The sequence below is a fragment of the Robertmurraya korlensis NBRC 107688 genome (assembly GCF_001591645.1).
GTDB lineage: Bacteria > Bacillota > Bacilli > Bacillales > Cytobacillaceae > Robertmurraya_A.
Window position 1 is genome coordinate 55098 of sequence record NZ_BCVH01000004.1, and the last position, 23920, is coordinate 79017.

27 protein-coding genes, 1 pseudogene and 1 other annotated feature are annotated in these 23920 nt (G+C 37.1%); of the genes and pseudogenes, 23 read left to right on the forward strand and 5 right to left on the reverse strand.

Annotated features, from left to right (window positions below):
* Positions 1-8: 8 nt before the first annotated feature.
* Together BKO01S_RS07980 and hpaB are read left to right on the forward strand one after the other, a co-directional pair.
* Positions 9-1058, forward strand: coding sequence for an NAD(P)/FAD-dependent oxidoreductase (locus BKO01S_RS07980; protein WP_066051470.1), 1050 nt, complete (start codon positions 9-11; stop codon positions 1056-1058).
* A 135-nt stretch (positions 1059-1193) separates the two neighbouring features.
* Positions 1194-2639, forward strand: a complete 1446-nt coding sequence (hpaB, locus tag BKO01S_RS07985; RefSeq protein ID WP_157077329.1) for a 4-hydroxyphenylacetate 3-monooxygenase, oxygenase component — start codon at positions 1194-1196, stop codon at positions 2637-2639.
* Positions 2640-2870: 231 nt separating this feature from the next.
* Here hpaB and BKO01S_RS07990 read toward each other — a convergent pair whose 3' ends face one another.
* Together BKO01S_RS07990 and BKO01S_RS07995 are read right to left on the reverse strand one after the other, a co-directional pair.
* Positions 2871-3395, reverse strand: coding sequence for a GGDEF domain-containing protein (locus tag BKO01S_RS07990; RefSeq protein ID WP_084362011.1), 525 nt, complete (start codon positions 3393-3395; stop codon positions 2871-2873).
* 101 nt (positions 3396-3496) lie between these two features.
* On the reverse strand, positions 3497-4519 hold the full coding sequence (locus BKO01S_RS07995) for a cache domain-containing protein (protein WP_066051479.1): 1023 nt from the start codon (positions 4517-4519) through the stop codon (positions 3497-3499).
* A 176-nt stretch (positions 4520-4695) separates the two neighbouring features.
* Here BKO01S_RS07995 and BKO01S_RS08000 point away from each other — a divergent pair, with 176 nt between their 5' ends.
* From BKO01S_RS08000 to BKO01S_RS08020, 5 genes are all read left to right on the forward strand, one after another.
* Positions 4696-5043, forward strand: coding sequence for a PadR family transcriptional regulator (locus BKO01S_RS08000; RefSeq protein ID WP_066051483.1), 348 nt, complete (start codon positions 4696-4698; stop codon positions 5041-5043).
* Positions 5024-5659 (forward strand): HAAS signaling domain-containing protein, encoded by a 636-nt coding sequence (locus BKO01S_RS08005; protein ID WP_066051486.1) that lies wholly within the window; start codon positions 5024-5026, stop codon positions 5657-5659. Before BKO01S_RS08000 ends, BKO01S_RS08005 begins: the two co-directional genes overlap by 20 nt.
* 66 nt (positions 5660-5725) lie before the next feature.
* A complete protein-coding gene (locus BKO01S_RS08010; protein WP_232311198.1) occupies positions 5726-7183 on the forward strand; it encodes a DUF4153 domain-containing protein in 1458 nt (485 codons plus the stop codon).
* Positions 7184-7291: 108 nt separating this feature from the next.
* Positions 7292-7879 carry a uridine kinase family protein gene (locus BKO01S_RS08015; protein WP_066051489.1) on the forward strand — a complete coding sequence of 196 codons (588 nt, stop codon included), beginning with the start codon at positions 7292-7294 and terminating at the stop codon, positions 7877-7879.
* 122 nt (positions 7880-8001) lie between these two features.
* Positions 8002-8637, forward strand: a complete 636-nt coding sequence (locus tag BKO01S_RS08020) for an FMN-dependent NADH-azoreductase (RefSeq protein ID WP_066052042.1) — start codon at positions 8002-8004, stop codon at positions 8635-8637.
* A 42-nt stretch (positions 8638-8679) separates the two neighbouring features.
* Here BKO01S_RS08020 and BKO01S_RS08025 read toward each other — a convergent pair whose 3' ends face one another.
* Complete coding sequence (locus BKO01S_RS08025; protein WP_439951035.1) at positions 8680-9222, reverse strand: GNAT family N-acetyltransferase; 543 nt, start codon at positions 9220-9222, stop codon at positions 8680-8682.
* Between the two features lie 218 nt (positions 9223-9440).
* Between BKO01S_RS08025 and BKO01S_RS08030 the strand changes: the two genes are divergently transcribed.
* From BKO01S_RS08030 to BKO01S_RS08045, 4 genes are all read left to right on the forward strand, one after another.
* Complete coding sequence (locus BKO01S_RS08030) at positions 9441-9953, forward strand: GNAT family N-acetyltransferase (protein WP_066051496.1); 513 nt, start codon at positions 9441-9443, stop codon at positions 9951-9953.
* A gap of 4 nt (positions 9954-9957) precedes the next feature.
* Positions 9958-10437, forward strand: a complete 480-nt coding sequence (locus tag BKO01S_RS08035; protein ID WP_066051499.1) for a GNAT family N-acetyltransferase — start codon at positions 9958-9960, stop codon at positions 10435-10437.
* Between the two features lie 101 nt (positions 10438-10538).
* Complete coding sequence (locus BKO01S_RS08040) at positions 10539-11060, forward strand: GNAT family N-acetyltransferase (RefSeq protein ID WP_232311199.1); 522 nt, start codon at positions 10539-10541, stop codon at positions 11058-11060.
* Entirely contained in the window at positions 11057-12676 is a 1620-nt protein-coding gene (locus BKO01S_RS08045; protein WP_066051505.1) for an ABC1 kinase family protein, read from the forward strand. The genes BKO01S_RS08040 and BKO01S_RS08045 overlap by 4 nt, the downstream gene beginning before the upstream one ends.
* 133 nt (positions 12677-12809) lie before the next feature.
* On the opposite strand, the gene BKO01S_RS08050 is transcribed toward BKO01S_RS08045, so the two are convergent.
* Positions 12810-13490 carry a hypothetical protein gene (locus BKO01S_RS08050; protein WP_066051509.1) on the reverse strand — a complete coding sequence of 227 codons (681 nt, stop codon included), beginning with the start codon at positions 13488-13490 and terminating at the stop codon, positions 12810-12812.
* Positions 13491-13571: 81 nt separating this feature from the next.
* Positions 13572-13763: a YbxH family protein gene (locus BKO01S_RS08055; RefSeq protein WP_066051512.1), complete on the reverse strand. Its 192-nt coding sequence runs from the start codon at positions 13761-13763 to the stop codon at positions 13572-13574.
* 105 nt (positions 13764-13868) lie between these two features.
* On the opposite strand from BKO01S_RS08055, the gene BKO01S_RS08060 reads away from it, so the two are divergent.
* The 12 genes and pseudogenes from BKO01S_RS08060 to BKO01S_RS08115 all read left to right on the forward strand — a co-directional run bounded on the left by BKO01S_RS08060 (position 13869) and on the right by BKO01S_RS08115 (position 23912).
* Positions 13869-14075 (forward strand): hypothetical protein, encoded by a 207-nt coding sequence (locus tag BKO01S_RS08060; protein ID WP_066051513.1) that lies wholly within the window; start codon positions 13869-13871, stop codon positions 14073-14075.
* Positions 14076-14188: 113 nt separating this feature from the next.
* On the forward strand, positions 14189-14494 hold the full coding sequence (locus BKO01S_RS08065) for a putative quinol monooxygenase (protein WP_066051516.1): 306 nt from the start codon (positions 14189-14191) through the stop codon (positions 14492-14494).
* Positions 14495-14508: 14 nt separating this feature from the next.
* Complete coding sequence (locus tag BKO01S_RS08070; RefSeq protein ID WP_066051519.1) at positions 14509-14970, forward strand: DinB family protein; 462 nt, start codon at positions 14509-14511, stop codon at positions 14968-14970.
* Positions 14971-15108: 138 nt separating this feature from the next.
* Positions 15109-15873, forward strand: a complete 765-nt coding sequence (locus tag BKO01S_RS08075; protein WP_439951036.1) for a DUF2087 domain-containing protein — start codon at positions 15109-15111, stop codon at positions 15871-15873.
* Between the two features lie 149 nt (positions 15874-16022).
* Positions 16023-16760 (forward strand): hypothetical protein, encoded by a 738-nt coding sequence (locus BKO01S_RS08080; protein ID WP_066051522.1) that lies wholly within the window; start codon positions 16023-16025, stop codon positions 16758-16760.
* Positions 16761-16862: 102 nt separating this feature from the next.
* A pseudogene (locus BKO01S_RS08085) lies at positions 16863-17182 on the forward strand (MGMT family protein).
* 150 nt (positions 17183-17332) lie between these two features.
* On the forward strand, positions 17333-17776 hold the full coding sequence (locus tag BKO01S_RS08090) for a MarR family transcriptional regulator (protein WP_084362021.1): 444 nt from the start codon (positions 17333-17335) through the stop codon (positions 17774-17776).
* A 4-nt stretch (positions 17777-17780) separates the two neighbouring features.
* Positions 17781-17986, forward strand: a binding site (T-box leader).
* Positions 17987-18029: 43 nt separating this feature from the next.
* Entirely contained in the window at positions 18030-19280 is a 1251-nt protein-coding gene (tyrS, locus tag BKO01S_RS08095) for a tyrosine--tRNA ligase (protein WP_066051525.1), read from the forward strand.
* An 11-nt stretch (positions 19281-19291) separates the two neighbouring features.
* The gene (locus tag BKO01S_RS08100; protein WP_066051528.1) at positions 19292-20128 is read left to right on the forward strand and encodes a Cof-type HAD-IIB family hydrolase; all 837 of its coding nucleotides are present in this window, start codon (positions 19292-19294) and stop codon (positions 20126-20128) included.
* Between the two features lie 95 nt (positions 20129-20223).
* Positions 20224-20790 (forward strand): hypothetical protein, encoded by a 567-nt coding sequence (locus tag BKO01S_RS08105; RefSeq protein ID WP_066052051.1) that lies wholly within the window; start codon positions 20224-20226, stop codon positions 20788-20790.
* A gap of 139 nt (positions 20791-20929) precedes the next feature.
* Positions 20930-22111, forward strand: coding sequence for an acetyl-CoA C-acetyltransferase (locus BKO01S_RS08110; RefSeq protein ID WP_066051531.1), 1182 nt, complete (start codon positions 20930-20932; stop codon positions 22109-22111).
* Positions 22112-22220: 109 nt separating this feature from the next.
* Positions 22221-23912: a methyl-accepting chemotaxis protein gene (locus tag BKO01S_RS08115; RefSeq protein ID WP_066051534.1), complete on the forward strand. Its 1692-nt coding sequence runs from the start codon at positions 22221-22223 to the stop codon at positions 23910-23912.
* Positions 23913-23920 lie beyond the last annotated feature (8 nt).

A 23920-nucleotide genomic window follows, 5' to 3' on the forward strand; every position in this document is an offset into this window, starting at 1 on the left:
TGAGTGAAATGGAGAAAATGAATCTGTTTGATGTAACGATTATTGGGGGAGGGCCGGCAGGGCTGTACTCTACTTTTTATAGTGGTTTAAGGGAAATGAAGACGAAATTAATTGAATTTCAGCCCCAATTAGGTGGTAAGGTTCATGTGTATCCAGAAAAAATGATTTGGGATGTTGGTGGAATGACACCCGTTCCAGGAGCAAAGCTTATCGAGCAACTAGTTGAACAAGGACTCACCTTTAATCCAACAGTAGTACTTAACGAGAAAGTTATTTCGATTTCTCGGAACAAAGAAGGTATCTTTTTGCTAGAAGGTTCTTCTGGTGACATTCATTATTCGAAAACAGTGATTATAGCAGTTGGTAGTGGAATTCTTAAACCTCAGAAGCTGAATATAGAAGGGGCGGAACGCTTTGAGGTATCCAATCTGAGCTATACCGTTAAATCATTAAAGAAATTTAAGGATAAGACGGTAATAATCTCAGGTGGTGGGAATTCTGCTTTGGACTGGGCAAATGAGCTAGAGCCTGTTGCCAAAAAAGTCTATATTACATTTCGAAAAGACAAAATGTCAGGTCATGAAGCTCAAGTTTCTCAATTACAAAATAGCTCAGTCACTTGTTTAAGTAACACTTCCATAACGAAGTTAATAGCTACAAACGACCAAGAAACAATTGAACAGGTAGAGATTACGAATAATGTTACTGGGGAAGTAACTCTATTAGCAGTTGATGAGGTGGTAATTAATCACGGATATGAGCAGGATACAGGCCTATTAAAAAACAGCGATCTACATATTAATATGCTGGAGGATTTTTATATTGAGGGAAATTCTTGTAGTGAATCCTCAGTTCCTGGGTTATTTGCTGCCGGGGATATTCTTAAGTACGATGGAAAACTGAACTTGATCGCAGGAGCTTTCCAAGACGCAGCTAACGCAGTGAACAAAGCGAAAAAGTTTATCGAACCAGATGCTCAGCAAGCGGCAATGGTTTCTTCACATAATGATGTGTTTAAGCAGCGGAATCGGGAGCTAGTCAAACAATTAGTTAAATAATAGGTCAATTATACAATATATAAAAAGAAGGTTAACGATAATGGTTAACCTTCTTTTTATATATTTAATATGGAAAAGCAATATCTCATGGTTCATACATATGAATTTATAAACCTTTTGAACGGAGGTGTTTTTTTGCCTGCAATAAACGGTCAAGAATTCTTAAGGAGAATTCGCCACCTACAACCTGAAATATGGATCGAAGGAAAAAGAATAACAGATGTTTGCAATCATGAGGCGTTTAAAGATATTTTGAAAAGTAAAGCAGCCCTTTTTGACTTTCAAATGAAGAAGGATCATATGGATTTAATGACCTACAATTCTCCAGTAAGTGGTGAACGGGTTGGAACGTCATTTATGCTGCCCAAAACAAAAGAGGATTTAGAAAAGAGGAGACTTTCCACCCAAGCATGGGCAAAGCTATCAGGAGGAATGATGGGAAGGTCACCAGATTATATGAACTCTTGCTTAATGGCCCTCGGAACCGCTTCAGATCACTTTCAAGATTCACTTTCAAGGGGAAATAATATATTACAAATGTATGAGCGTGCTAGAGAAAATGATTTAACCTTTGCTCATACATTTGTGAATCCGCAAGTGAATCGATCGATGTTATATTTTGAAGATGAGGAGCATCCTATTTCTGCAAAGGTAGTAAAGGAAACAAGCGATGGAATTATTATTAAAGGTGCTAGATTGTTAGCTACTCAAGGTGGGATTACAGATGAATTACTCGTTTTACCAATCGGGGGAAAGTATATCAGTGAATCATTTATTTATACATTTAGTATTCCAAGTAATACACCCAATTTAAGGTTTATATGTAGAGAATCTTTTCGATACCGAACCTCGCAATTTGACCATCCACTAGGTGCAAGATTTGAGGAAATGGATACAATTGTTGTCTTTGGCGATGTGTTTGTGCCTTGGGATCGGGTGTTTTTGTACAATGATTACTCCATTTCTATGCAACTAGCAAGTGAAACGAGGTATTTCACTTTTTTACTCCACCAAGCAACTGCTCGTCAGGTGGTGAAGACTGAGTTTCTATTAGGACTTGCACAGATGATTGTGGAAACAATTGATATAGGTAGTTATTCGCATGTTCAAGGAAAAGTTAGTGAGATCATTTCGGCTTTAGAGACGTTAAAGGCGCTATTGTTGAGTTCTGAGATAAACGCAAAGCCTGATAAGAGGGGGAGGATGGTTCCTGATGTTAACCCATTGTCCGCAGCCATTACTAGCTTTCCACGATTATATCCTAGGTTTATTGAAATTTTAGAAACGTTAGGAGCAAGTGGTTTAATTTCCATTCCAACTGAAAAAGACTTTGATTCACCCGTACGTGGGGACTTAAACCAATATCTACAGGGGGCCTCATGTGAAGCAAGGGACAGGACCAAGTTGTTCCGTTTAGCATGGGATGTTTGTCTAAGTGCTTTTGGAGGAAGACAAAAGCAATATGAAAGATTCTTTTTTGGAGATCCCGTCCGATTAGAGTCTGGTTTGTATAATAGCTACTCTAAGGAATCGGCGATGAGTCTGGCTAAATTCATCCTAGATAGCGAGGAAATAGAATAATAGGTAAAAGCATCTACCCTTCACAGTAGATGCTTTCTTACTAGTAATACTAACGATGGTGGTTTAGTAAAAAGAGTCGTTACAGGGATTAGCTTTTTCACCGACAAAGAAATAACCATTATCAGTTTGGAAAAACGGGAATTGATCAAAAGTATGAAGGAATTGAGTTGACATATATGTGAAAATCATGAAAAGAAATTCTCCTCTATAAAGGATTAGAGGGGAACTTATCTATATACTAGACTTAAACGTAATCCGATTTTTCCCCGAACGTTTAGATACATAAAGAGCTTCATCGGCATAGCGCATAACTGTAAATAAATCTGGGTCGTCCTGTGGCCAAATAGCACCGCCAATACTACAGCCAACCGTTATATCCTTCCCTTCTAAATGATAAGTTTTGTTAAGAGAAGATAAAATCAAATTTGCGGATATGCTTGTTTCCTCAATAGATTGATCAAAATCAGGTAGGTAGATAACAAGAAATTCGTCACCACCTAAACGGTAGAATCGAATATACCCTGTTATATCTTGCAAGCATTTCCTCATTCGGTTTGCTACGGTTTTTAAAAGTAAATCCCCAGTTTCGTGACCATACGAATCATTTACCATTTTAAAACCATCTAAATCTAAGTATAAAAAGGAGATGGCTTTTCCAGATTTTCTTGCCTCATCTGCAATCACCTTCATGCATTCCTCCAGGGCAGTTCGATTTTCTAGTCCTGTTAGTTTATCACGGTGAGCCAGCTCTTCCATTTTTCCTAAATCAGAGACAGTTTTGATAAGAGATTCAACCAGATCTTTTAGGGAGGAGGAAAGTAATTCAATATCCTTTATCCCTCGATAGTATGGAATGTCTACTGCCCCCCCCCTGAACGAATTTGATTGGCTGATTCAGAGATTTTCTGTAGTGGTCTGGTTACAAATCCTGTTAGGAACCAACCAATCCATGCAAAGATAAGGGAAGATACAATTCCTATTTTAATAATAAAAAGTTGTAGATCTCTTACAGGAGAAAATGCCTTTTCAGCTGGAATTCTAACAATCGTAACCCAACCAAGCCCCTTGTAATTTAAATAACCATCTCCTAAAGAGTATCCAGTTAGGTATTTATCACCATCTGGCCATTCCTCAACCAACCAGCTTGTTTTTCCTTTTCTAGCTTTGTTTATACTTCCAAGCTGCACAGAGGTACCAACCATACCTCTTGGACCAAGTAGGACCGTCTGATCCTTTTGACTAATGATAAAGACTTGAGCATCCTCCATCTCGTCTTTTAAGGGAGAAATAATTTCATCATGCACTTGCTCAGACCATTTCCAGCTTAAGTGGGAAGCTAAAACGCCCAAAAATTCCCCATCATTACTAATAATTGGTTTACTGATATCAACAAATTGTAAGGGCTCACCATTTGAGTTTGGAAGTAGCTTTGCTAATAAAACAGCGTCATGCACGTCACCAATAAATGTTCCTGAAAGTGCCTCTTTAAATACTGGCCGCATTGATATATCTACTCCGGTTAAAATATCATTAGTAGCGACAACGACTTTCCCGTCTGAATCAGTTAATCCAATCCATGAGAATGCTGGGATACTAGATTGAACTTCATTAAGTAATTTACGGGCTTCTTTATTATTTTGTTGGTTTTTTAGTAAATCTAATTCACTAATCACTTCAATCTCAGCAATACGTGACCACATGAAGTAGTCTAGTTTATCTGCCATTTGAAAAGCGGTAGTCGAAAGTGTATGACCGATCTCCTTTTTTAATATGTCACTAGATTGATTGCTAATAGCAATACTTATGACACTTGTTAATCCTATGATCACTAGGGCGAATATAGCTGCAACATATGTACGAAGATGGATATTGATTTTCAAATGTAGAACACCTCTGGACTAAAACGAGAATAAAACTAATACACTATTTATTTCGACAAAATAAACAAATCATTTAGCTTTATTCAAGAATTTTTTTGGGTAATCATTTCACTTTACAATAAAATGACTCTGTTGTAGAATTTCTATATACCTAAAAAAACTAGGTAGGTGAGAAGATGTTTAATCGTGAGTTGGTGAAAGGCAGCACTTCGCTCTTGTTGCTTCAGCTTTTAGAAGAGCGAGATATGTATGGCTATGAGCTTGTTAAAGAACTAGAAAACAGAAGCGGAAATGAGTTTTCAGTGAAGGAGGGCACTTTATATCCTGCGCTTCATAAGCTTGAAAAGCAGGAGTATATAGAGTGTTACTGGAAAGAGCAGGAGAAAGGTCCAGCCCGTAAATATTACAAAATTACAGATGCAGGCAAAGAGATGCTCCTGGAAAAAACACGTGAGTGGAATGATTTTGTTTCAGTAATGAACAAGATGATGGGGAGAAAAAAACATGGACCGGCTGAAGAGTGAGTTTTTAGAAAGCCTGAAAGAAAGCCTTGGAAACCACAAAGAGAAGGAATCCATTATAGCTGAATATGAGATGCATCTTGATGAACTTCTATTAAGTTTATACAAACTTGAGTATGAGGAGATTCGTCAAGAGGTCTATGGAAGATTCGGTACACCGGAAGAAATTGCTGCAATGTGGAAAGAGGAACTTTCTTTTACCCCGAGTAGAATGAAGTGGTTGTTTATTGCTGTGAATATAATATTCTTTGCTGGTGGGGCCGTTCTCACGCTCGCTCATAATGTTTTGGATTGGAAATGGCTGACCAATTTTTGGGAAAATATTACGTCCTTTCCGATCATCATCGCTTGCATTTATATGTTCTTCTGGGCTCTTTTAGGATATGAGATTGGAAGAGGATTTGGCCATAAAGGAAAGAGGGTAATGAAAAAGACATTTGTGCTAGCATTAATACCGAATCTTATTTTAATGGTTCTAACGGTTTTTCATCTGATACCACGTGAATGGTTTCACCCACTTTTAACTGAAACCTTTATCGTCATCTGTATTTTTTTCACACTATTACTTTACCCAGTGTGCATTATCAGTTATCGCTGGGGAAAAAAAGCTTCAATCTGAGCTTTTTTTTGTCCTACTACATAGAATAACTATGTATATAGAAAAACGATATAATGGAGGGAAACCATGATGGAAGAAAAATTGTTTAAAAAGGATTGGATCTTTTTGGCCCTTTGCTTCATTTTAGGAATAGTAGGGGAAGAATCTTTTTTTAGAGATCAAATTGGAGTATCGTATTTTGTATTTATTGTGTTGTTCTATGCCGTGTTTTTCTGGAGATTTCATAAGTTTCCGTTCTCCCATCACAGGGTTGGATATTTCGTATTAATCTGTATTTGGATGTTATCAGTCGGATACTTTCTTTACGACACGCAGCTTTTCTACGCATTAAATATTCTAGTAATCCCAGCACTTGTAATCTTTCATTTATCCTTAGTAACTTCGTCTAATTATAGGATTTGGCATAATATGTATTTCTTTCTATACACATTCTTACGTATAATCGATGGCTTGCGTTATCATGTGTTCTTTACCAAATACGTTGCTAACCTGTCAAAGGCAGAGAATAGAGGTTACTTTGTAGTCTGGAAAAAAATTATCCTCGGTATAGCCTTATCTATTCCGTTTTTGTTTATTGTTTTGAATTTGCTCCTCTCTGCTGATGCTCAATTTGAAAAATTGGTGAATGAGATTCCTCTTTTATTTAGCTTTAATGAGGAAATGATATTCCGAACAATGGTTGTAGTTATTTCTACATTTGCTTTCTTCGGGTTTATGCAATCCCTATTCATAAAGAATAATGTAATTATCCAAAAGGAAGGCCCAACTAAACCCATGGGTATGGATGGAGTTATTACACTGACAGTAATACTATTATTAGATTTAGTGTATATTGCTTTTGTAGCTGTACAGTTTACTTACTTTTTTAGTGGTTCGTTAGGGGATGGATATACGTATGCTGAATATGCACGTCGCGGATTTTTTGAATTGCTATTTGTAACTATGATTAACTTATCCGTGACGACAGGTGCCATCCAATTATCGAGGACAGTCCATGGCTCTTTAAAGAAGTTTATCCGTGTTTGTTTATCTATTCTTGTTCTTTCAAGTGTTGTCCTACTTATATCTGCATTTATGCGTATGATGATGTACGAGGAGGCTTACGGCTTTACGTTTACTAGGGTACTTGCACATACGTTTATGATATTTCTAATGGTGATATTTGCTTATACGCTTGTGAAGATTTGGCTGGAGAAACTTTCTTTGTTTCATTTTTTCTTTATTACTGCACTTGTCTATTACGTAGGAATTAATATTGTAAATATCGACCAATTTGTTGTTGACCAGAATATAAAGAGATATGAAACAACCGGAAAAATTGATATTTATTATTTAAATAATCTTTCATATACCGGAACACTGGGGCTTATTGATCTCTATGAAAGTGGAGCCCAAATACCTGGATTAGAAGAGTTGCTTAAGCAGAGAAAAGCAGACCGATTTAATATAAGTAATCCCACTTGGCAGTCGTATAATCATACCCGATTAAAGGCATATGAAAAGTTAGGCAAGTTGGAATTATAAGATGAATGGTATGTAGTTCATAATGAGCTACATACTTTTTCGTTCCATTATTTTCTAAAAGTGGTATAATCGAAAACGATTTCATTAATGATAAAAGGCTGTGTTAGTATGCAAATAACAAGTATTGATCAATTGATCCATTCAATCAATCTGTTACCGAGAAAACAAAACACTTTGCTGATTGGTATAGATGGGTGTGGTGGTTCTGGTAAAAGTACATTTTCTGGGAAATTGGAAGAAAGATGTAGGAATGTAACGATTGTCCATTTCGATGATTTTTATTTACCGTCCTCAGAAATCATTCAGGATCATCCAAAGAACAAGCCAATTGGCGCTGATTTTGATTACAAACGGTTATTTAACCAAGTTCTCAATCCACTAAGCCAAAACAGAGTAGGTAAATACCAGAGATATGATTGGAATCTCGATCAATTAGCTGAATGGCATCAGGTTCCAGTTGGGGAAATTGTTATTATTGAAGGAGTTTACTCCCTCCGAGAAGAATTGGTGGATATGTATGATTATTCTATATGGGTTGAGTGCCCGCGTGAAACAAGATTAGCTAGAGGGCTTGATAGGGACGGAGAGGAAGCTCGGGATATGTGGGAGAAGAATTGGATGATAGCAGAGGATTTGTATATGGAGGCACATAGACCTTACGAAAAGGCAAAGTTAATTATAAGTGGAACCAAATAGGATGAAAGGGGCATTCAAGGGACGTCCCTTTTTATTTTTATAAAAAAAGAATTACATGCATACAAAAGTCGTTTTCTCACAAACTAGAATGCACAACAATGGAAGAAAGGAAAGATGAGAAAATGACGAAAGTTCTTTACATTACTGCTCATCCACACGATGACACACAGTCATATAGTATGGCTGTAGGGAAAGCATTTATTGACACGTACAAAGAAAAGAATACAGACCATGAAGTTGTTCATTTAGACCTTTACAAAGAAAACATACCTCAAATTGATGTTGACGTGTTTAGTGGCTGGGGCAAGCTTCAGTCAGGAAAAGGCTTTGACGAGCTTTCTTCAGAGGAAAAAGAAAAAGTGGCACGTCTTGGTGAACTGGTAGATCAATTTGTGTCTTTTGACAAATATATTTTTGTGACCCCATTCTGGAACTTCTCGTTCCCTCCAGTAATGAAGGCTTATATTGATGCTGTTTCAGTTGCTGGAAAAACATTTAAGTATACGGCAGAAGGACCAGTAGGATTGTTAACGGATAAAAAAGCGTTACATATCCAAGCTCGCGGTGGTGTTTACTCTGAAGGACCTGCTGCAGATTTTGAAATGGGACACCGTTATTTAAGCATTATCATGCAGTTTTACGGAGTACCTTCGTTTGAAGGACTATTTGTTGAAGGTCATGCCGCTATGCCAGAAAAAGCACAAGAAATCAAAGAAAATGCAATCGCTAGAGCAAAGGATTTGGCACATACATTTTAAAATCAAAAGAGCCAACGATCATTCGTTGGCTCTTTTGACTTACTATAGTTTTACCTGTTGTTGTTCCCACTCAGATCTCAGAATCCCCATTATAATACGATCAGAGTAGTTGCCGTCACGATAAATAGCGGAACGAAGTCTGCCTTCTTCAACAAAGCCAGCTTTCTCATATGCACGGATAGCACGACCGTTATAGCCGATGACGTCCAAACCGACTCTATGTAGATTTAACTCATGGAATGCATAACGTAGAATCAGCTCTAGTGCCTCACTACCAAAGCCTTTGTTTTGGTAATTTGTATCTCCTATTCCAATTGCTAGAGAGCCAACCCGATTATTCCATTCGATAGAATGGATGACGACAAAGCCGATTAAAGTGTCATCTTCAATTGTACGTAAACGAAAATAGGCTGAATTATGACTACGTTCTTTATTCTCCTCTAGTTCCGCAACTGAATGAGGATAGGCGATATCTGTATCGAGATTACGTAAATAGTCTGAGTTTTCCTCCCAAGTTGCCATAATCGCTGCATCCTCCGGTCGAACCGAAGTAAGTTTTACTAAGTTCCCCTTAAATAAATTCATCATATTGTTCTCCCTTATTTTTTATTTTTATGAAGGAATCACATCATGTTACGCAATAAAATCTTGCCTCCCCGCGGTTTCGTTACGTTAATCTTAATATTCTATGTACTATTCAGCAACGAATTTTAACTCTACTATTTAGAAAGAAGGGGAAATTTCCTTTTATATCGAATGTTTAGTCTAGGAGTTTTATATCATGATTTATAGGAGTGGCAACGATGTTCATAGAAACAGAGCGGCTTACGATTCGAAAATTTGAAGAAAACGACTACCTCGCAGTTTATACATACACATCCGATCCCATTGTAATGAGGTATATACCAGAAGGGGTTTTTACGGAAGAGGATGCTAAGAAGTTTGTAGTGAAAAATAAAGGGGAGAAGGTCGAGAAGTACCCAGTAATATTAAAAGAAAATAACACGCTTATCGGCCATATTGTATTCCATCCTTACTTTGGTGAACATACATATGAAATTGGATGGGTATTTCACCCGAATTATTATAACCAAGGTTTTGCCTCCGAAGCTGCAAAAGCGGTTCTTCAGTATGGGTTTGAGGATTTAAAGTTACATCGTATTATCGCTACATGTCAGCCTGAAAATATCGGTTCCTATCGTGTGATGGACAAAATTGGGATGAGACGGGAAGGATATTTTAAAAACTGTATCCCTAATGGAGATGGCTGGTGGGATGAATATTACTACGCCATCCTTGCAGAAGAGTGGAGGTAGGGAAATGAGCCAACCAATTTATATTAGTCTACAATTATATGAACCTAAGCATATGGAAGGTTTACTTGCTTTTAAACTTCCTAAAGAGCAGGAGAAATTTACCGCCCTGCCAAGTAACGTGCTGGACGTACAATCGGGACAGTTTCCTTTTGTTATAGTGGAAGATGAGACTCCTGTTGGTTTTTTTATCTTGCACTCGACATCGCGAGTCAAGAAGTATTCTGAGAATCCTCATGCGATGCTTTTAACAGCATTTTCTATAGATTACAGAAACCAGGGGAAAGGATATGCCAAACAAGGTTTATCGCTGTTAAAAAAATGTATACAGGATTACTTTCCAAACTGTAAGGAAATCGTATTAGGGGTTAACCATCAAAATATTCCTGCACAAAATCTGTATCTAGGAGTTGGCTTTCATGATACGGGGAGAAGAGTGATTGGATCACTTGGAGAACAGTTTGTCATGAGCCTGTGTATATTATGATGATGTCTTTTTATGAACCTGATATAGATTAACACGTGATTTTTAAGGGGAATCGCGTGTTTTTTACGTTTTTTACTTTTGAGGTGAAACCAATATAAAAGATGATCGTATTTTCTTTTACTAGATGTAAAAGGCGAATTAGGAGGACGGGTATGGAGGGGTTTGAAGTTAGAAAAATAAATCTTCTGTCTCAGGTAGGTTTCGCTGAGGTGGTAAAAGAAAGTAAAAGGGAGGGCTTCAATTTTGTAACTAGGCTAGTACATGATTATGAATCTGGTGACAATCGGTTTTCTCTTCCAGGTGAGGCTTTGTATGGTGTGTTTAATAATGACGGAGACCTTGTGGCCTTAGGAGGATTAAATCAAGACCCCTTTTCTAAACAACCTACCATAGGGAGGCTGAGGCGTTTTTATGTAAGAAAACGATATCGAAGGATGAGAATAGGTACTTTTTTATTAGAATATATACTCTCTAAAGCTACTACCCATTTTCAATTAATTGTTTTACATACAGATACAAAGGAAGCGGATAAATTCTATGTAAGTTCTGGATTTAAAAGGGGAGAGGAATTGCCAAACAGTAGCCACTTTTTACTCTTAAAAGGAAACGAGGATTCTGAATGAAAGTTCAAAGTAAGTTCATTCGTATGACAAAGGTGTTGTCACTAGCATTTACTATTTTTATTCAAATCTATTGGTACAAGTTACGAAGAAAGCCTGATTCAGAATGGGAAAATCTATGGGGGAAAATCGGTGAAAGATTTCGGAAAACCCTCTTTGAATTAGAAGGTCTATTGATAAAAATTGGTCAAATATTAAGCATTCGTTCAGATTTATTGCCACGTTCTTTTATCAAACAGATGGAAGACCTGACTGATCATGTGCCGCCATCGAAATGGGAGGATATTCAGGAAATACTTGAAAATGAATGGGGAGGCTCTATTTATAATAAAATAGACTCTATTGAAAAGCAGGCGGTGGCATCAGCCTCTATTGGTGAAGTATACCAAGCCGTTTTAAAGAATGGAACGAAAGTGGCTGTTAAAATTCAACGTCCAAATATTCAATCTATCGTTCAAATCGATTTTCGGACCTTACAAATCATCATATGGTTTGCTGACCATTTTGTTCCAGTACCAAAAGGGTTTCTTAATTTTCATGTGTTGTATAAGGAATTAAAAGAGGTGATTGAGAGGGAACTAGATTTTGCCAAAGAGTTAGAGGCGCTACAATCATTTAATAACCGATTCAGTGATAATGATTTTGTTAAAATACCAAATGTATATCCAGAGCTTTGTACAAACAAGGTGCTCGTCATGGAATGGGTAGAAGGAATAAAGCTGACCGACGGCGAACGTTTAGAGCAAATAGATACTAGTCGTAAAGAGATTGCTCAAAAGCTAATTCAATTATTTTTACCTCAATGGTTAGAAGCCGGTTATTTTCATGCCGACCCACATCCGGGTAATATCATGGTTAGTAAAGAAGGAAGAATTATCTTATTAGATTTTGGAATGGTGGGACAAATCAGTAAAAAGGATGCCTCCTATTTTCAATCACTCATCGAGGCTTTCTTAGCTAAGAATTACAAAAAGGCAGTAGATTGCTTGTCACATTTAGGTTTTTTGCTACCAGATGCAGATTCACGAACAATGGAAAGACTTTTAACCGAGCTTATGTCCTTTCAAATAGGGGACCTGAAAAAGATAGACCTGATTGCATTAAAATTAGAAATGAACGATATCATTCAAGCCCTTCCTATTCAGGTGCCTACAAGATTCATATTTTTAGGTCGGTCAGTGGGGACAATCGAAGGCATCCTACGAAATGTAGTTCCAGATGAAGAGCCACTCGACCTCGGAAAGCCTGTATTTATGGAATGGCTCAGAAACCAAAGCAATAAATGGAATTTTATTTGGCAGTGGTTCCAATCACAACCTATCTTTAAAATCGTTCACTCAGTGAATGAATTTCTTCAAGTACCGCAAAAGCTCGAACAGCTGAAAGAAAGCGAACAAAGACGAGACTTTCTATTTATCACTCAAGAGAATCATAAAAAACATTTGTTTCTACTTTTGTTAGTCGGATTAGCTGGTGTAGGATTTGGTCTGTATGTAATGAACCCATTAATATGGAAAATAGGAATCGGATTATCGGCTGTTTCCTTTGTAGGCTATGGCGTGGCGAGTTATAGACTGAAAAAATGGATGAAATACATGCCAGATAGGATGCGCAGGTGATTAAATTGGTGTTAACATATCTATTCTAAAAAAAAGGAATTTCTATTAGTTGTAATGTTCGCTGATGAATTAATTAAAGTAATTTACCAGGCATGAAAAAAAGATCACTCAATTTGAGTGATCTATATGTTGATTAACGGTCATAGTTAAAGTCAGATAACGAATCCATATGGCTCGCGATCATGGCAATAATTGTGCTCGCTTCCTCTTTAGAGAAAATAAAATTGGTTTCGTCCTTGATTAGGTCTTCGTCATCGGTCCAAATTCGGTTTACTCTTCGAAGCACACCGTCACCGGTTTCTTGGACGATACCGAATTGGTAGGAGACTTCAATTTCATCTTCGTACATAAAGGCTGTCACTTCAGGAGTTTCCCAGTCAACATCGACCTGTTCTAGGATATCGTCAGTCTCATCCTCATCGTCCATTAGGACATAATCGACCTCAACGTCGTCATCCTCGTCGTCATCCATTTCATAATAATCTTCATCATCGAAATCATCATCATTCATAAAATCATGTAAACTCTCATGAACCGCATCAATTATATCCTCAATGTCAGCAAGGATCGTTTTTGACGTTTGGCCAAGGTCTACATCAATTGAATCAATGTAGAACTCCTCGTTATGTGGATCAAAATAAAGGGTGCAGAAATACTCACGATCATCATCTTCTGTTTCTACGTAAAACTCCATACGTGGATGTTTCGCACCACGATCAACAGACATATGACCTACTTGGTCATACTTATCGCAAATAGACTCTAAATGATCTTGCAATTCACCACTTACTCGATCAAACCATTCTAAAGACATAGAAAATCCCTCCCTTTCAAGGTTATCGCTCATATTATTGCCTATTTATAAAATTAATGTACGTACCATAAAAAACCAATATTAAATATGATGGCTTTCACAATAGATATCGACGATCTTTTCTATTTCATCGTGGTTTGGAAATTTCCCGTGAAAATCAAAGGTTATTTCTTCTTTAAAATCACCATGGTGATACACTTGAATCGATCCCTTTTGCTGAATCACACTGAATTCGGTCTCAAACGTCCAGCCATTTCTTTCGATTGCTCCCAAGTCTATTCCCTCCTATGTCTTTTAAAAGTAGTATTTACCTAAAGAAACTTTTTCGTACATAGTTCTGATTCTTTAAAGCATCCTATCATTAGGAGGTGTGTGAACGTGGAGCCAAGAAAGCCTGGAAGCGATAAATTACCCGATTTTGAACAATTAGATGATCGTGTAATCGCTCAACATACAGAAGCACCAATGTTAGTGATCAAAACGAATTTAGATCCTAAGGATTCTACAGTGGATAATCCTTATTATAAAAATAAAAACCTAACGGATACAAAGGAATTTAGAGACTATTTCGAAGATAAAAGGTAATTTGCTTAACACTTCTTCCAATTAAGGAGAAGTGTTTTTTCTGTAAAGAAGGACAATTACATGGTTTTAAAGAATGAATATATAGTGTTTTTTTAATATAAGGGGTTGATATTGTGAGCAAGTATGGTTTGTTTGGAAAGTTTACTGTTAAAGATGGGGAACGTGACACAATGGTACGGATTTTGATGGAAGCAGCACAATCAATGAATGATTTAGAGGATTGTGAGGTGTACCTAGTAAGTACAGCAGACTTAGAGCCAAATTCCGTATATGTTTACGAAGAGTGGAAAAGTGAAGATGCTCATCAAGCTTCTCTTGGCTTGGAGTCAACACAAACCTTAATTAAACAAGCGAAGCCAATTATTACGGGGGTGGAAAGGATAAGTACGTTTCAACCTATTGGTGGAAAACCATCATAAATGAGGTGAAGCAGTTGAAGCAATTTTTTTATTACAATTGGCAAGTGAGAGAAGAGTGGTTTGAATGGGCAAAACAAGTATCAGCGGAAGACCTGCTGAAACAGCGAGTCGGTGGTTTTAATAACATTCTCCATACTTTGCTACATATTGTTGTAGTTGAGTTTGATTGGATCAATGATCTCCTTGGCGGAGAGGTCATTGAGTTTCAACTAGAAGACTATCAAACGATTGATGATGTGATTAACCTACATCAACATTGGCATCCAATGATTCGAAATTTTGTGGAAAATTGGACAGATAATTTAAGCGATAAGCAATTAGTCATCGAAGAAGGGAAGCGAGTCTTTTCATATGGAGAGGTCATGAAACATGTAATTGTTCATGAAATTCATCATATCGGACAATTATCTATTTGGGCGAGAGAGCTTGGGCTTTCACCTGTTCAAGCAAATTACATAGGAAGAGGATTATCGTAATGAAGTCCTGGTAGCAACTGTTAAGCTAAACTATAAATGGTAGATCTTTCATCTGAAGGATCTTTTTTTATTGTTAAAATATAAACAAATATATATAATGTTTATATATATAATAAACAAATTTAAGAGGTGTTTATTTTGGTAAATGAAGAACGTTTTTGGGACGCTTCAGTTGAAGAACTTTCTCAAGGTTATTATTTTAATGATGAAAAAGAACAGTACACTTGCTTATTTTGTTATGAGGCTTTTGAAGATGGTGTGATCTATCCAATGAGTGATAGGCTGCTTGAAGCGAAAAAGGCAGTAAAACAACATATACTACATTCCCACGGAAGTCCATTTGAATACTTGCTTTCCATGGACAAGAAGTATACCGGGTTATCAGAACACCAAAAGGAATTGTTAACTTTCTTTCAATCAGGCTTAAACGATAAGGAAATAGTTAAGGAATTGGAGGGTGGGAGCCCTTCGACGATAAGAAATCATCGTTTCAAATTTCGAGAGAAGGAAAAACAAGCAAAGATCTATTTAGCCATTATGAATGTTTTAAATGGACAGAAGGACAAAAGTACTAAGGACTTTATTGAAATTCATAAGGGGGCAAAAATGGTGGATGAACGCTACGCAATTACTATAGAAGAGAAAGAAAAAGTATTAGAAACCTATTTTAAAAATGGATTAGATGGTCCATTGGACAACTTTCCGAGCAAAGAAAAACGAAAGATCATTATTCTTCAACATATTCTTACTCGATTTACTCCAAACAAAAGATATACGGAGTTGGAAGTAAATACCGTATTAAAGACCATCTTCAATGATTTTGCGACCATTCGGCGGTACTTAATCGAGTATGGATTTATTGAGCGCAGCAAAGACTGCACAGAATACTGGGTGAAGCAATAAACACGACATTTCTTGTCGTGTTTATTTGGATGAAAAGTATGTAACCTTTCCTATAAATTCCCGTCTACCTTATTAGTGGAAAAAGTTACAGCACACAACATGGCAGCGGATGAACTACCCATTTATTGATAGGAAAGGGTGCAAGACGCATGTTAAAATCAAGAATATTATTATTAATCGGGATCGGACTATTTATGTTGTTGTTATTGCTAACACCAAGTTTCTTACAGGCAAAAGCTGTTCCGGTATTAGATTTTTCGGTAAAGGCAGAGGAAAAGGTCACAAAAGAAAAAAAGAAAATCACGAGTGTTGAATGGAAAGGAAAGATTTATCGGGACCTAGAGACACATTACTATCTTTTTTCAACTACTAAAAAAGGGACCATTGAGGTAACCTGGGGACCGAATTCAGATGGTTCTGACTTTATTATTACTGATAAAAATTGGGGAGCCATGTATGGGAATGGAGATGTGTTACCAGAAGGTGACTATATGTTTGTTGTCACTTCCAATCCTGCCGAATCACCGGAAGACCCGTCACTTCTTTCTTACGATTTTAATCTTAATGGCCTTTCGTTCAAAGAAGCACCAAATACTACTCTTCCTCAACTAACAATTGAGAGTCCTGTTGATTTGGTAACACATCTACCTGAAGGGGATCATACCATCACTTTTAAAGGTCGTTCAGATGCTAATTTCTTACTATTTGGTGTTTCTGGATTTGGGGATGAAACGACGGAGACATTAACTAGTTCATTTGAAAAAACCCTTTTATTTAATGATAATAGTCCAGCCTATAATTTTTATAGAATATCGGCTACGAATGATTCTGGGAATGCTGTTAATCGTTACTTTGAAGTGTTGTATGATGGTGGTATAAGAGAATAAAAAATGGGAGCTGGTGGGCTATTTAAGTAGCCCTCAGCTTTTTGATATAGGTCCAATTTTAGTAATGTTATTTTTACTAGTTGGAAAGAAAGGATATTTCATATGCAGCCATTTACACAGCAAGTAGTAATGATTATTAAAATATCCCCGAAGGAAAAGTAATGACGTATGGTCAAATTGCCAGACTTGCTGGTAGTCCAAGAGCTGCTCGTCAAGTTGTTCGCATCCTTCACTCGATGAGTAAAAAGCACCATTTACCCTGGCATCGTGTCATCAGCGTAAAAGGAAAAATTTCTATCCAAGAGGATTCCTCTTATCATGAGCAAATGATGTCTTTACAAAGCGAGGGAGTGAAAGTAAGCGAAACGGGTATGGTTTGTTTAGGTGAATACCAGTGGCATCCAGAGAACATAATTGATTAGCGATTTGTAGTTGCTTATCAATTCTTTTTTTGGTATTATCGTTTCATAGCTAATGATTATGAAAATTCAGAGGTGAGACATATTCACTCATTTAATGAAAAGGGTAATTTACTTCTTGAAGAGATTGATACCATTAATCTTTTAACAAAAATGCCAATTCATTCACTAAACTTAGAAGCGATTGCAGTAGTGACCAATATATACCGAGTTGCACAGGGCTTACGAAATAAAATGGAACGAGAGGTCTTATCGGAATATGGGTTATCGTGGACATCATTTTCGATTCTATATGATTTATGGATTTGGGAATCGATGGAGACAAAAAAACTAGCTGCGTCTGCTGGAGTTTCAAAGGCAACGATTAGTAATATTACAAATACGTTAGAACGAAAAGAGCTCTGTTATCGAAAGGTGGATAACAGAGACCGTAGAATAACCTACGTTCTCCTTACCGAGAAAGGGAAAAGAGTAATGGAAGAACTTTATCCACGATTTCATATGGGAGAAGTAGATATTGTCTCAAGCTTGTCAGAAGTCGAGCAACATAATATTTCGTCCCTATTAAGAAGATTAATAAGAGAAAATAAATTTTAATAATGTAAAAGTGATGACGGGAAACCAAGTAGTAGTTATCTCCCTGTAACAGAGAGTCGATGGTTGGTGTAAATCGACACAAAGATAACATGAAATACATTCCCTGAGCTTTCTTTGCCTAGCAAAGAACGGACGATCCGTTATTCGTTAAGTGGAAGAACTAGATTCTTCAATGAGGGTGGTACCGCGTGCAAAAACCACGTCCCTTTTTGGGGGATGTGGTTTTTTTATTTATATAAAGGAGGAAGTAGAGATGACAAAGTTATTGCAGGAACTAACGATGGAACAAAAGCAAGAAGTGAAAAGGCAGATGGCAATATATACTCAAGGAGTACAAGAAATCATCCCGACCGAAGAGCTTGAAGCCAAAATTGGAAAATCAATAAAAGAAAATAAGCCTTTAAAAATAAAGCTTGGATTGGACCCATCCGCACCTGATGTTCATCTTGGACATACGGTAGTGTTAAATAAGATGAGGCAGTTTCAAGAGAATGGTCATATCATTCAAGTAATTATTGGTGATTTTACTGGGAAAATTGGTGACCCTACTGGAAAATCAGTGGCAAGAAAACAATTATCAGATGAAGAAGTGAAGCATAATGCCAAAACATACTTCGAACAGTTTGCCAAAATTATAGATATGTCTAAGGTCGAACTTCATTACAATTCTAACTGGTTATCCAAGCTAAACTTTGAAGATGTGATTCAACTAGCGGGGAAAATTACGGTAGCTAGACTGTTAGAAAGAGATGATTTTGAGGAACGAATTGCCTTTAGTAAGCCCATCTCGTTACATGAATTTTTCTACCCATTAATGCAAGGATACGATTCTGTCGTTTTAGAATGTGATATTGAACTAGGTGGAACGGATCAACATTTTAATATATTAATGGGAAGACATTTTCAAGAAAAGTTTGGAAAAGAAAAGCAAGTAGCCATGTTAATGCCTCTATTAGAAGGTCTTGACGGTGTGGAGAAAATGTCAAAATCAAAGAAAAACTACCTTGGAATTGATGAGAACCCTAGAGAAATGTACGGTAAAGCCATGTCGATTCCAGATGAGTTAATGATTAAATACTTTGAATTGGTAACTGACTTACCACCTGAACAGGTTCAGCTTATGAAAGAGGAAATAAATACTGGGGATATACACCCAAGAGATGCAAAAATGTTACTAGCCAAAACAATTGTACGCATGTACCATGGAATAGAACAGGCGGAACTAGCAGAACAGAATTTTATTTCTGTTTTTCAAAAAGGGGCAATGCCAAACGATATTCCAACTGTGAAATGGGAAGGGGAAACGAAAACGTCCTTGATTGAGCTTTTGTTAGCACTAAACCTGTTAGATTCGAAAAGTGAAGCACGACGAATGATAGAGAACAAGGGTATTCGATTGAATGGAGAAAAAGTAGAAGATATCCATTTACATTTGACAATTACCGATGGATTAATCATTCAAGTTGGAAAACGAAAATTCATTCAACTACAATTAAACAGGTAAAGGTGATAGAAATGAAAAAAGTTATATTTATGGACATCGATGGGACACTTGTTAATGAACACGGTGTTGTACCCAAATCAGCAAAAATGGCTATCCAACAAGCGAGAAAAAATGGACATCAAGTATTTATTTGTACCGGCCGATCGAAGGCAGAGTTATTTCATGAAATCATGGAAATTGGGTTTGATGGGATTATTGGTGCAGCTGGGGGCTACATTGAAGTAGACGAAAAGGTCTTACTTCATGAGAGAGTTTCTACGGAAGATGTGATACATCTGGTTGAGTTTTTTGATAAACATCAAATCGATTTTTATCTTGAGTCAAATGGTGGATTATTTGCTAGTAAGAATTGTAAGAACCATATCCAAGGGATAATTCATGATTTTTTAGCGGAGAACCCACATGCAGTTGAAGAGGTCAATAAGGGAATTCAGCCCTTTCATGATTGCTTAATTGACAATGAGGATCTGATTCGCGATGATATTAATAAAATTTCATTTTTAGGCTCTAGCGTTCCCATTGAAACGATAAAGCAGGAATTCTCATCTAAATTTACTGTGATTCCAAGTACGGTTCCCCTATTTGGAGAGAATAGTGGAGAATTATCCGTGCCTGGTATTCATAAGGCGGTTGCGATAGAAAAATTGCTTGAGCATCTTCAAATTGATCGAGAACACACATACGCTTATGGTGATGGTATGAATGATTTAGAAATGCTCCAATTTGTCCAATATGGTGTTGCCATGGGCAATGCGAAAGAAGCGTTAAAAGAAGCAGCCGATGATATTACAGATACACATGATAACGATGGGATTTATAATAGTTTTAAAAAATATAAATTGATATAAAATCGGAGCTACCTTTATGGTAGCTTTTTTCATTGACTCATGATTTTTCACTTTTTGGGAAAACTATGGAAAAAGAGAAGAGAAGGATGGTTGTTTTGAATACTCCACAAAGAGAGTACTTTGAGAAATTAATTTCGGGCCAAGAAAAGAACACACAAGGTTTTGTAGAGTATTGGCAAACCTATTCGGATTTCGGCTCATGGCAATTTTGGGTCGTCCTGCTAATGCTTATCGTTCCATTAATTGTGTTATATTTTACGATAGACCGAAAAAACATCTTTATAATCAGTTTTTTTGGATTTGCTACGCATGCTTTGTTTGCTTGGGTTGAGATGTTTGGAATCAGAAGTGGTTTATGGGGTTATCCGTATCAATTAATTCCATACCTCCCAAGTGTATCTCTTGATGTCTCCCTCATTCCAGTAGGAATTATGCTCGTTTTCCAATGGACATTAAAGAAAAATAAGAATTTTTATTTATATGGAATCATTGCCGCTGCAGTTTTTGGGTTTGGATTTAAACCATTGTTAACCAGTCTAGACTTATTTCAAATGTATAAGTGGGTTAACATTCCTCTTGTCTTTTTGTTGTATGTCATATTATTTACTATCGCCTATCTTATTACAAAGCTATTTATGCGGATGCGTGAAAAGAGTATGTAACGGAAGTAGTGAAAGCTACTTCCATTTTTTTTTGCTCAGAAATTATTGAAATAGTAGATTAATCATTGAATACTAATTGTTGACGCGAAATAAGATGGTATTTGACATTAGGTAATCAATTAACAGGAGGAATCAGAAAATGACAAATGTTTATATTGTAGATGGCGCACGAACAGCTTTTACGAATTTTGGTGGTTCATTTGCTCAAACGGGGGCTATGGAGCTCGGTACAGTGAGTGCAGTCGAAGCGCTTCGTCGTTCAAATGTGGACCCCGGTCAGATTGATCATGTAATCTATGGAAATGTTATTCATACTGGTAAAAATGCCTCCTATTTATCAAGACATATTGGATTGCATAGTGGAGTTCCCAAAGAGGTGCCGGCACTCACATTAAATCGACTTTGTGGCTCTGGGCTTCAATCCATTATTACAGCTGCACAGCATATCCTAGTCGGTGATGCAAATATCGTTCTTGCTGGAGGAGCAGAAAATATGTCACAGTCCCCGTACTCAAATTTTTCCCAAAGATTCGGCGGTTTTAAAATGGGGAATCTTCAGTTTGACGACATGCTACTGGAAACATTGACTGACCAGTATACAGGAAGCGGAATGGGGATGACTGCTGAAAAGCTGGCACTAATGTATGAGATTACGAGAGAAGAGCAGGATAACTTTGCCGCCCAATCACATCAACGAGCGGCCACTTCTGCTAGTAAGGGAATTTTTCAAGAAGAAATTGTGGCTGTCGAGGTTAAAACGAGAAAGAGTTCTAGAATTATTAAGGAAGACGAACATATAAAGCCAGGTGTTCAGATTGAGGCACTTCAATCCCTCAAGCCAGCTTTTAAAAATGATGGAACCGTTACAGCGGGGAATGCTTCAGGAATCAATGATGGAGCGGCGTCTCTAGTCGTAGCTAGTAAAAAATCCATTTTAGAAAACAAACTGAAGCCAGTTGCAAGAATTGTATCCTGGGCCGTTGCAGGAGTAGATCCTACAATTATGGGGATTGGGCCCGTTCCAGCAATTAAGGAAGCATTGAAACGAGCCAATCTTACTCTTGATAACATGGATTTAATCGAAGTGAACGAAGCGTTCGCAGGACAATATTTAGCGGTAGAAAAAGCACTTGAATTAAACCGAGTAAAGACAAATGTGAATGGAGGGGCAATTGCTTTAGGGCATCCGGTTGGCGCTAGTGGAGCAAGGATTTTACTCTCTGCAGCTTATGAACTAAGAAGGAGAAATGCCCGATTTGCTGTTGTCAGCTTATGTATTGGTGGCGGTCAAGGAATTGCAATGGTAATAGAGCGGGGGTAATCGGAGCGTAGTTTTCTACGCTTTTTTTCATGCAATAAATTAATAGTTAAAGAACCGTTGGATTTCTGCCGATATAGACACTATACATAAATTTGAAAAGGGGATAAACGTGAAGATAAAAATTAAACTTATTCTACTAATGACTATTTTATTCGTGGCTTTAATCGTAACGGGAACTTTATCTATTAAGGAATTAAATTCTACTGAAAGAGCATTTCTTGAAATGCAAAAGGATGAAGAAGTCCAATTAACCATGAAGTCACTTCAGTATCGTTTTACCGGAATCTCAAATGATGAAAGAGCTTTTCTTCTAACTGGGAAAACAGAGTTAGTTAGTGGAATTGAAGAGAAGGTAGAAGATATAAATAACTACTTTTCTAAATTAGAATCAACGGATGACTTAACTGCAGAAGATAAGGCAGCGATCAAAGAAATTCAAGCCAATTTACAAACCTATTTTGATAAAAATAAACAAATGGTTGAAACCTATTCCAATGGAGAGAAAGAAGTAGCCTTAACGATCCATATGGAAGAACAAAGAAAGATCCGAAAAGAATTGGTTGATCCTAGTATAGAAACATTTATCACCAAACTAACGAAAGAAATTGAAGCAGATAAACAGACAGTAAATGATGACAAAAAAACAAGTGCGATTATACTAAATGCAGTTATTGGTCTATCTATTTTAATAGGACTTGTTGTGGCAGTAATTGTTATCAGATCCATTACCAAGCCACTAAATGAGATGACTGAGCGTTTGCGTGATATCGCGGAGGGGGAAGGCGATCTTACACATATTATTCAATTGCAATCCAAAGATGAACTAGGCGTGATGGCTAAATCATTCAATCAAATGGTAGGGAAATTACGTGATTTAATGAAACAAGTTAGTGAAAATGCAGACCAGGTGGCTGCCGCTGCTGAGCAATTACATGTTAGCTCGCAGGAAACAACAAGAGCAACAGAACAAATTGCTTCGACAGTAGAACAAGTAGCTTCAGGAACAGATGATCAAGTACAAACAGTAAAAGAAACCTCGATAAAAGTGAGCACACTATCATCTAGATTAAGTTCCATTGCATCAAAATCAGAATTGGTTGCAAAAACTGCTTTGTCAACGTCAAGCGGAGCGGTTGAAGGGAACAAAGCAATTGAAGGAATTGCAGAAAAAATGGATGATATTAATTCTACTGTAGGACAATTATCGCAAGAGGTTAGAAAACTAGGTGAACGTTCTAGTCAAATAAGTGAAATTGTTCAAGTTATTACTGGTATCGCTGAGCAAACGAATCTTTTGGCATTAAACGCTGCCATTGAAGCTGCCAGAGCAGGAGAAAACGGGAGAGGATTTGCCGTTGTTTCAGATGAAGTACGAAAATTAGCAGAGCAATCGGCAGCATCAGCTAGTCAAATTTCTGAATTGATTCACATTATTCAATCAGACACCCATCAAACAATACGTTCAATGGATGAAACAACACTAAAAGTAACAGAAGGTACAACATTAATCCAGCATGCTGGTAAGTCGTTTAAAGAAATAGAGCAAGCGGTAACGAATGTTTCTGCTGATATTCGTGAAATGTCCAGCACAGTTCAAGAAATATCAAGGGAAACAGAACAAATGGTTGTTGCAGTTGAAAAAGTAGGTGATACTTCGGAAATGACAGCAGCCGGAACCCAAAGTATGGCGGCATCAACAGAAGAGCAGCTTGCAGCAATGGATGAAATTAGTTCATCATCAGACTCCTTAGCAAAAATGGCAGAAGAGCTACAACAATTAATTGGAAAATTTAAAGTGTAAAGTAAAAC

Coding starts and splice junctions, on each gene's coding strand:
- BKO01S_RS07980 (WP_066051470.1), top strand. CDS start 9: ATGGAGAAAATGAATCTGTTTGATGTAACGATTATTGGGGGAGGGCCG.
- BKO01S_RS07990 (WP_084362011.1), bottom strand. CDS start 3,395: ATGGAAGAGCTGGCTCACCGTGATAAACTAACAGGACTAGAAAATCGA.
- BKO01S_RS08000 (WP_066051483.1), top strand. CDS start 4,696: ATGTTTAATCGTGAGTTGGTGAAAGGCAGCACTTCGCTCTTGTTGCTT.
- BKO01S_RS08005 (WP_066051486.1), top strand. CDS start 5,024: ATGGACCGGCTGAAGAGTGAGTTTTTAGAAAGCCTGAAAGAAAGCCTT.
- BKO01S_RS08010 (WP_232311198.1), top strand. CDS start 5,726: ATGATGGAAGAAAAATTGTTTAAAAAGGATTGGATCTTTTTGGCCCTT.
- BKO01S_RS08015 (WP_066051489.1), top strand. CDS start 7,292: ATGCAAATAACAAGTATTGATCAATTGATCCATTCAATCAATCTGTTA.
- BKO01S_RS08020 (WP_066052042.1), top strand. CDS start 8,002: ATGACGAAAGTTCTTTACATTACTGCTCATCCACACGATGACACACAG.
- BKO01S_RS08025 (WP_439951035.1), bottom strand. CDS start 9,222: ATGAATTTATTTAAGGGGAACTTAGTAAAACTTACTTCGGTTCGACCG.
- BKO01S_RS08030 (WP_066051496.1), top strand. CDS start 9,441: ATGTTCATAGAAACAGAGCGGCTTACGATTCGAAAATTTGAAGAAAAC.
- BKO01S_RS08035 (WP_066051499.1), top strand. CDS start 9,958: ATGAGCCAACCAATTTATATTAGTCTACAATTATATGAACCTAAGCAT.
- BKO01S_RS08040 (WP_232311199.1), top strand. CDS start 10,539: ATGATCGTATTTTCTTTTACTAGATGTAAAAGGCGAATTAGGAGGACG.
- BKO01S_RS08045 (WP_066051505.1), top strand. CDS start 11,057: ATGAAAGTTCAAAGTAAGTTCATTCGTATGACAAAGGTGTTGTCACTA.
- BKO01S_RS08050 (WP_066051509.1), bottom strand. CDS start 13,490: ATGTCTTTAGAATGGTTTGATCGAGTAAGTGGTGAATTGCAAGATCAT.
- BKO01S_RS08080 (WP_066051522.1), top strand. CDS start 16,023: ATGTTAAAATCAAGAATATTATTATTAATCGGGATCGGACTATTTATG.
- BKO01S_RS08090 (WP_084362021.1), top strand. CDS start 17,333: ATGCCAATTCATTCACTAAACTTAGAAGCGATTGCAGTAGTGACCAAT.
- tyrS (WP_066051525.1), top strand. CDS start 18,030: ATGACAAAGTTATTGCAGGAACTAACGATGGAACAAAAGCAAGAAGTG.
- BKO01S_RS08100 (WP_066051528.1), top strand. CDS start 19,292: ATGAAAAAAGTTATATTTATGGACATCGATGGGACACTTGTTAATGAA.
- BKO01S_RS08110 (WP_066051531.1), top strand. CDS start 20,930: ATGACAAATGTTTATATTGTAGATGGCGCACGAACAGCTTTTACGAAT.